The organism is Mycolicibacterium hippocampi (assembly GCF_010723735.1).
GTDB lineage: Bacteria > Actinomycetota > Actinomycetes > Mycobacteriales > Mycobacteriaceae > Mycobacterium > Mycobacterium hippocampi.
This window is the reverse complement of record NZ_BLLB01000003.1, coordinates 20,634-27,159: the sequence shown is the minus strand read 5'-3', so window position 1 is coordinate 27,159 and position 6,526 is coordinate 20,634. Positions and strand designations below refer to the sequence as shown.

At 67.7% G+C, this 6,526-nt stretch carries 2 protein-coding genes and 5 pseudogenes; 3 read left to right on the top strand and 4 right to left on the bottom strand.

Annotated features, from left to right (window positions below; genetic code table 11):
- Positions 1 to 448 (top strand): annotated as a pseudogene (locus G6N53_RS29735) (chymotrypsin family serine protease); the annotation flags it as partial.
- A 2-nt stretch (positions 449 to 450) separates the two neighbouring features.
- On the opposite strand, the gene G6N53_RS30715 reads toward G6N53_RS29735, so the two are convergent.
- From G6N53_RS30715 to G6N53_RS30705, 3 genes and pseudogenes are all read right to left on the bottom strand, one after another.
- Positions 451 to 1,311: an AMP-binding enzyme gene (locus tag G6N53_RS30715; protein WP_371870903.1), complete on the bottom strand. Its 861-nt coding sequence runs from the start codon at positions 1,309 to 1,311 to the stop codon at positions 451 to 453.
- Entirely contained in the window at positions 1,241 to 1,504 is a 264-nt protein-coding gene (locus G6N53_RS30710; RefSeq protein WP_371870902.1) for an AMP-binding protein, read from the bottom strand. Before G6N53_RS30710 ends, G6N53_RS30715 begins: the two co-directional genes overlap by 71 nt.
- A 53-nt stretch (positions 1,505 to 1,557) precedes the next feature.
- A pseudogene (locus tag G6N53_RS30705) lies at positions 1,558 to 2,234 on the bottom strand (AMP-binding protein).
- 297 nt (positions 2,235 to 2,531) lie between these two features.
- On the opposite strand from G6N53_RS30705, the pseudogene G6N53_RS29725 reads away from it, so the two are divergent.
- A pseudogene (locus G6N53_RS29725) lies at positions 2,532 to 3,310 on the top strand (Fic family protein).
- A gap of 434 nt (positions 3,311 to 3,744) precedes the next feature.
- On the opposite strand, the pseudogene G6N53_RS29720 reads toward G6N53_RS29725, so the two are convergent.
- Positions 3,745 to 4,597 (bottom strand): annotated as a pseudogene (locus G6N53_RS29720) (HAD-IB family hydrolase).
- Positions 4,598 to 5,021: 424 nt separating this feature from the next.
- Here G6N53_RS29720 and ssd point away from each other — a divergent pair.
- Positions 5,022 to 6,094: pseudogene (ssd, locus tag G6N53_RS30700) on the top strand (septum site-determining protein Ssd); the annotation flags it as partial.
- Between the last annotated feature and the right edge of the window lie 432 nt (positions 6,095 to 6,526).

Sequence of the window (6,526 nt, the reverse complement as noted above, 5' to 3'; positions counted from 1 at the left end):
ACGAGAGCGCGGGCGTCGTCGGCACGATGGTCGCAGGCAACGACGGCCTGGACTACGCGGTGATCGAGTTCGACCGGCCAGGTCATCCCGACCAGTTCGGTCAACGGGTTCCGCATCGACGGGCTCGGGCCGGATCCCGCGTTCGGCGACGTGGCCCAAGCTCGGCCGCACCACCGGCTATTCGTGGGGTCACCTGGGGGCCGGGTGAGGAGCCCGGCACGATCGTCAACCAGGTCTGGGCAGCCCGGCGACTCCGGGCGCCGGTCACAGTCGACAACAGGCTCGTCGGCATGATTCACGGGCGTTCTCCGAGGAGCTGCCGACCTGCGTGATCAAGTTCATCCCGCTGCACACCCCGGCGGTCACGATGTCGTTCAACACCCAACTCGCCGACATCACCGCCAAAGGACGGCCGGGCAGCGGTTTTGTGCCGGTGGGGGCGGCCTGAGGCTACTTGCTCTCCCTGATCGCCTCGAACACGCTGGGATCGACCAGTGTCGAGGTGTCGCCGAGCTCGCGGCCTTCGGCCACGTCACGCAACAACCGGCGCATGATCTTGCCGCTTCGGGTCTTGGGCAACTCCGGCACCACGTGGATCTCGCGGGGCTTGGCGATCGGAGAGATCTCCTTGGCCACCTCGGAACGCAGTTCGTCCACCATCTGTTCGTGTGACATCTCGGCGTGGTGGGACTTGAGGATGACGAAGGCGCAGATCGCCTGACCGGTGTGCTCGTCGGTGGCGCCGACGACGGCCGCCTCGGCCACCCCGGAGTGTCCGACGAGCGCAGACTCCACCTCGGCAGTGGAGATCCGGTGGCCGGAGATGTTCATCACGTCGTCGATGCGGCCCAGCACCCAGATCTCGCCGTCGCTGCCGTACCGGGCGCCGTCACCCGCGAAGTACCAGCCCTGCTCGGCGAACCGCGACCAGTAGGTCTCCTTGAACCGCTCCGGATCGCCCCAGATGCCGCGCAGCATCGCCGGCCACGGCTTGTCGAGCACCAGGTAGCCGGTGACGTGTTCGCCGTGGTCGGGGCTGGGCTCGAGATCCTTGCCGTCGTCGTCGACGATCTTGGCGGAGATCCCGGCAGCGGGCGCATCGCCGATCCCGGCTTGCAGTCGGTCACCCCGCAGCGGTGAGATCATCGCCGCCCCGGTCTCGGTCTGCCACCAGGTGTCCACGACCGGCGTCTTGTCGCTGCCGAACACCAGGCGGTACCACCGCCATGCTCTGATCGGCTCACCCACCGAGCCCAGCAACCGGACGCTTGACAGATCGTGTTCGAAGGCGAGCTCGCGGCCCCACTTCATGAACGCGCACCACCGTGGGAGCGGTGTAATAGATTGTCACACCGTACTTTTCGATGACCTGGAAGTGGCGGTGCTCGTCGGGTGAGGCCGGTGTGCCCTCGTAGACGACCTGCGTGACACCGTTGGCCAGCGGTCCGTACACGATGTAGGTGTGTCCGGTGACCCAGCCGATGTCGGCGGTGCACCAGTACACGTCGGAGTCCGGTTTGACGTCGAAGACGTTGTAGACGGTGTACGCCGCCTGCGTCAGATACCCGCCCGAGGGTGCATGATGCCCTTGGGCTTGCCGGTGGTTCCCGAGGTGTACAGCAGGAACAGCGGATGCTCGGAGTCGAACGCCTCCGGCTCGTGGTCGGTGGAGGCCTTCGGGACGGTCTCGTCCCACCACAGGTCGCGGCCCTCGGTCCACGGCACGTCGATTCCGGTGCGGCGCACCACCAGTACGTGCTCGACGGGACTGTTGTCACCGAGGCCCTCGATCGCCTCGTCGACCCCGGCCTTCAGCGAAGCCGCCTTGCCGCGGCGGAACTGACCGTCGCTGGTGATCACCAGCTTGGCCTCGGCGTCCTCGATCCGGGCCTTCAGCGCCGAGGCGGAGAATCCGGCGAACACCACCGAATGCATCGCGCCCAGGCGCGCGCGAGGCAGCATCGCGATGATGGCCTCGGCACCATCGGCATGTAGATGGCGACCCGGTCACCGGATCGCAAGCCGAGTTCGGCGAGCGTGTTGGCTTGGCACACTTCGTCTTTGAGCTGGGAGTAGGTGATGTCGCGAGCGTCGCCGACCGGTTCACCCTCCCAGTGGATCGCGACTCGGTCACCGTTGCCGGCCTCGACATGACGGTCGACGCAGTTGTAGGCGACGTTGAGCTTGCCGCCGACGAACCATTTCGCGAAGGGCGCCTCGGACCAGTCGAGCACTTCGTCGAACGGTGTCCCAGCTCAGCTTGTTGGCCTGGTCGGCCCAGAATGCCAACCGGTCGGCCTCCGCCGCGTCGTACAACGCCGCTGTCGCGTTGGCGTTCTCGGCGAACTCGGGGGCCGGGGGGTACGAAGACTGGACTTCGGCGTGCGTCTCGGTCATGACTGTGAGGGTAGTCACCGAAGGTTGCATCAGCGTTGGCAACTCACAAGTACGGCTGTAGACGGCGCCTGCCGTGCGATGAACGTGATGGCTGGCGGGTCCAGTGGTCGACTAGCGTGCGGGCGTGACCGGTGGTGAGCACAGATGACGGCCGACGGCGGGCGGCCGGCGACCTCCTGGCGCCGTTGTCCCGGCTCCCCGGCGTCGTCCAGGCGGCGACGAGGCGCGCGAGGCGCTCGGTCGGGCTCACCGGCATCGGACCAATCTACGCGGCTGGCCGAAATCGGCAGCCGAGGCGTCGTTGCGGGCGGCCAGGGCGTCGTCGGTGCTCGACGGCGGACCGCTCCAATTCGCCACCGCAGCGGCGGACGATGCCGGCAGTGACCCGGTGCTCGCCGGCGCATTGGGTGGCCGAGGCGCTCGAAGGCGGTGAAGGAGCGCTGGTGGGGGTGTGGCGGCGGGCGCCGCTGCAGGCCATCGCCAAGCTGCATGCGCTCGCGGCGACGGATCTGGTCGAGGCGGACCGCCTCGGACGGCCGCGCGCCGACGCCGACATCGGCCGGCGACTCGAGTTGCTCGCCGACGTCATGACCAGCGCCACCCGGGTACCCGCCACGGTGCTGGCGGCCGTCGGGCACGGGAACTGCTCACCCTGCGCCCGTTCGGCACCGCCGACGGCGTGGTGGCCCGCGCGGTGTCGAGGCTGGTGACGATCGCCAGCGGGCTCGACCCGCACGGCCTCGGGGTACCCGAGGTGCACTGGATGCGCCGCTCGGGCGACTACCAGGCAGCTGCCCGAGGTTTCGCGTCGGGAACCGCGGAGGGGCTGACGGCGTGGCTGGTGCTCAGCAGCGAGGCACTGCATGCCGGCGCCCGCGAGGCGTTGTCCATCGCGCAGTCGGCCTCGGGCTGATACCGGTTGCAGGCGGGCCAGCAAAACGAGGCGGGCGGCGCCCGAAGTAATTCGAAAATACTTCGGATCGCCGCCCGCGAGCACGAATTCCGGTTACCAAGCGTGCTTGTCTGGGTTGCGTGGGTTGGCCTCGGCGTTCTCACGAAGCGCTACGACTGCAACCCCACCCAAAGGGCTGTCGTGGTCGTCCGTTCTTCGTAATTCCGCAGGCCCGCAACACTTTTACCTATTTCGCGGTATGTGCTCCGCGGGTTCCGGACCCGTGCTGGGGAGCTGGGATCGGGAGATACGAGCCTTCTCTTCCGGCTCGACCTGGCCTCACCCGGCTTCCGTGCTTCCTTTGTACTACGTGACCCCAGTCACAGCAAGGGCAAAACCGGTCGGAATCCGGATCGTTACGACAGCAACGCCGGCTACTGCGCGGCAGGGTTGGGTCAGAACGCGAAGTCAGAACGCGAAGTCAGAACGCGAATCTGCGTGTACGCGCCGGCGGCCAGTGCGCTGACCCCGACGGCAGCCGTCGTGGCCACCGCCGCTCCGGACGGGCGGGAATGCGTCGCGCAGCGACACCGGCTTGGTGAAGGTCTGCACGGGCCACTCGCGCGCAGTCGCTTCCTTGCGCAGCGCCCGGTCCGGATTGACCACCGTCGGATGACCGACGGCTTCGAGCATCGGCAGGTCGGTGATCGAGTCCGAGTAGGCGTAGCAATGTTCGAGCGCGTAACCCGCGGGCGGCGCGGGCGCGAATGGCCTCCACCTTGCCCTCGCCGTAGCAGTAGAACGCGATCTCGCCGGTGTACTTGCCGTCCTCGACGACCATCCGGGTCGCCATCGCGTGGGTGGCGCCCAGGGCGCGGGCGATCGGTGCCACGATCTCCTCGCCGGATGCCGAGACGACGACCACGTCGCGACCGCAGAGTTTGTGGTCGGCGATGAGTTCGGCCGCTTCGGCGAAGACCAGCGGATCCACGATGTCGTGCAGGGTCTCGCCGACGATCGACTTGATCGTTCGACGTCCCATCCGGTGCACATGTTCGTGATGTAGGAGCGCATCCGGTCCATCTGGTCATGATCGGCACCGGACATCAGGAAAAGGAATTGCGCGTACGACGACTTCAGCACGGCCCGTCGATTAATTAGCCCCTGGCTGAAGAAGGGTTTGCTGAAAGCCAAAGTGCTGGATTTTGCGATCACGGTTTTGTCCAGATCGAAGAACGCCGCGGTGCGAATGGGGCGCTCCGATGAGGCCGGCTTCCCGGGGGGTGGGCCCACCCCTGCCGCCGGGATGAGGTCACAACGCCAGCATAGAGGGCCGCGCGTGACAGATCGTGACAGATCGTACAAACTGGCAGTTCACGACACGTGTCTGGGACTGTTATTTTTCCTGGTCTCGGCCGACATCGCCGGGTTTCGGTACTTGCGCTGGTGCACTCTCGCGTGTGTATAGTGGGCATCACTCGGCTTATGCCGGGTGTGCATCAGCCCGACCCCCCGGGGCTGATACACGACGACCTCCGCCTCCTCCCCCCCTGGCGGGGGTCGTCCCTTTGTGGGGTGTTTTCGCAAAGCGGACAGGTCCCCGAATCTGAAAAGGTTGCGGAATACCGTTTTCGGTGTGTTGTCGGCCGGTCCGCTGTCCAAATAACGGCGTTGATCCACAGATCTTGGCCACGCTCTTTCCGAGAACTCGACCGCATCCGACGCTGGGTTCATGACGACAGCAGCGGGAATTCTGGCCGTGCTCGACGACCGGTCGCTCGACGCCGACATCGACCGCATCGCAGCTGCGGGCCTGCGTGTGGTGCGTGCCGACGATCCTCGAGTCTGCGCGTGTGGACGGGTGCCGCGGCGATCCTTCTGGATGTCGGTGCCGCCCGGCGCTGCGTGCAACGGGGCCTGCCGCGGCGCGCGCGGTGCTGCTGATCAGTTGCTCAGAACCAGGTCAGGCCGAATGGGAGGCGGCCGTTGCTGTTGGTGCGCAACAAGTTGTGATGTTGCCACACAGGAACGGGCTCTGATGGCATCGCTGTCCGACGCCGCAGAAGCCCGGGGCAGAGCGGGATCCGCGGGCCGGTGATAGCCGTTCTGGCAGGTCGCGGGGGTGCTGGGGCGTCGGTTTTCGCCACCGCGCTGGCGCAGGCGGCGGCCGAATCGCTGCTCGTGGACGGCGATCCGTGGGGCGGCGGACTGGATCTGGTGCTCGGTAACGAGGCGGAACCCGGCTTGCGATGGCCCGATCTGTCACTGGCGGGCGGACGCCTGAGCTATCCGGCCCTGCGTGACGCGCTGCCGAGGTGCCGCGGAGTCGGTGTGTTGTCGGGAAGTCGGGTGTTGTCTGAGGACGCTGCCAGCAACCACATCGGCTCTTCGGCCCTGGCCGCGGTGATCGACGCCGGCAGCAGGGCCGGGGTACCGGTCGTCTGCGATGTCGCCCGCCAACCGACGGCCACTGCGGAGACGGCGCTGGCCGCTGCGGACCTCGTGGTGGTGGTCACCACGGCGGATGTGCGCTCGTGTGCCGCCGCCGCTGCCACCGCCCGATGGGCATCGGCAGGCAACCCGAACACCGGCGTGGTGGTGCGCGGGCCGTCGCCCGGCGGCCTCCGGTCGGTCGACGTCGCGCGGATCGTGGGGTTCCCCGTGCTGGCCTCGATGCGACCGGAGCCGGGTCTGGCACCTCGACTGGAACGCGGTGGCCTGGTGCTTCGCCGCCGATCACCACTTGCCGCGGCGGTCCGCGCGGTTCTCGGAATCAGCCAGCCAGAACCCGCATCTGGGGCATCTGACGGAATCCGCGGCATGAACACGCCGCTGGTCGATCGGGTCCGCGAGCGACTCGCCGCCGAGCGGGCACCACTGCGGCCCAGCGTCGTGGCCGCCGCCATCCGGGCCGAGTCCGGTGGTGTGCTGGGCGACACCGAGGTGCTCAGCAGCCTGCGTGAGTTGCAGACCGAGCTGGTCGGTGCGGGGATCCTGGAACCGTTGTGTGCCCCGGGACCACCGACGTACTCGTGACATCTCCCGATGCTGTCTGGGTCGACGACGGCGGGGGTTTGCGACAGACCTCGGTGCGATTCGCTGACGAGACCGCCGTGCGCCGGTTGGCGCAGCGGCTGGCGCTGACCGCCGGGCGCCGCCTCGACGACGCCCAACCCTGGGTGGACGGTCAGATCGATCATCTGACCCCGCCCACCCCGGCCAGCTGCTCAGGATCCG